Origin of the sequence: Nitrosomonas sp. Nm166 (genome assembly GCF_900112825.1) — a bacterium.
Lineage (GTDB): Bacteria > Pseudomonadota > Gammaproteobacteria > Burkholderiales > Nitrosomonadaceae > Nitrosomonas.
The window spans coordinates 1-1571 of sequence record NZ_FONE01000110.1; the positions used below are offsets into that span (position 1 = coordinate 1).

Consider the following 1571-nt stretch of genomic DNA (forward strand, 5'->3'; position numbering starts at 1 on the left):
GATGATTCTGAGGAAGCTGAGGCTTCTTCTCGCCCTCATTCTCGTGCAATTGCATTGGCCATTAATGAATGATGACGGAGCCAACCATCGTCTTACACTCGCCTACGCCTGAAAATAGAATTGTTCAGGGCTGACTAAGTATGGACTGGGTTTGGTAGTTTACATTTTAATTATTTGTCAAATTTTGTATTTTAATTTACAGTTTATCTAGTTTTCTAATTCGGTACCGGGAGATACGCAATGAGTAAAATCGTAGTGCTCGTCATCTTGTATGCAATCTCATCTCACGTTGCCGCAGCCGATGATTTCTTTGGACAACCACAACGACTCTGCTCGGCCCTAGTTTCGGAAGGGTTACGTACAGAAGGTTGGAAACCCAATAAGGCAGTACCAGGGGAATGGTCGTGTACGACCACACTTATTCCTTTTGGTACAGCCGGTTCTAATGGGATGGAAAACAACATTGCGTTTTACGTTCATGGCACGAATCCAAGTCAGGCCAACAACATTCGCCTCAAGATCAACATTAATAATGCCAAGGAGCGTACTCAAGCATTCTCACGACTTAATTCAGCAGCAGTATCTCTATTTAAGGCTATGGCAAAACCTATTCCTCCAGAACTGGTAAATGCAATATCGCAGCAGAAGCCCATAGGGATCAATACATCATTTGGAAAGATAGGGTTGACTCTTAAGCCCGATCATCAAATTGACAGCTTTAAGGTCATCCTGACTATTACGCATTCCTCTCTTTCCAAGAAATAAGCTCGCAATAGTTTGCCGGCAGAATTAAAACCGTCATCGAACGAGCCGTAAGCTATTCAACTTCGTTCTATTCGGGTCATGAAGAACCAGTATAGAACACGAGCCTTCCACAGAAGAGATAGGGAAGAGAATTAGTTACGTTACAAAGGTAATTGCTGAATTGTTTGCAACCTAGCCAAATCATTGCAAAGCTTTAATGAAATCGGAATAGACGCCGAGCGTCAGATAAGGCATTTCTCATACTAATAATTGTGGAAAAAGGACAGCAAGGACAAGCCCTTATAAATACGTCATTCAGAGCTGTTAATAAAGAAGAACATGTTTTAAGCCATCGCCTTACTGCTTGATGTCCGAATTTAATAAGGAGAAACCGTATGCATATTCATCATTTGAACTGCATTTCTACTTGCCTCTAGGTGACAAACTTATGGGCGGTCGGGCTGAGCCATTAATTCGATGGACATCTTGCATGTCATTGCTTGCTGGTAGAGTTTAACGATAGCCTTGTACTCATCGATATCGGACTTGGACTGCGGGATGTGGCGAGTCCGGAGGCAAGGTTGAGCCATTTTTCTCACGCTTCTTCGCCCTGAATTTCGTGAAGAGATGACTGCGGTTAGGCAAGTGTAACGGCTAGGTTTTGACCCCCGTGATGTGCGTTATATGCTTCAAGCTGAACGTGACGCTGCCTTGGCTCAGCAAACATAGCTTGAGACCTTTGCACGGCAGAAAGTGCATTCAATTGCATGGAATGATATAATTATGTTTTAAATCATGTAATTGAAGTAATCGCCATGAGTTTTTCA

The 1571-nt window shown here is 42.8% G+C and carries 1 protein-coding gene; it reads left to right on the forward strand.

Annotated features, from left to right (window positions below; all coding sequences use genetic code 11):
* Positions 1–240 precede the first annotated feature (240 nt).
* Positions 241–765 (forward strand): DUF6030 family protein, encoded by a 525-nt coding sequence (locus BM021_RS14940; protein ID WP_090721764.1) that lies wholly within the window; start codon positions 241–243, stop codon positions 763–765.
* The last annotated feature ends 806 nt before the right edge of the window (positions 766–1571 follow it).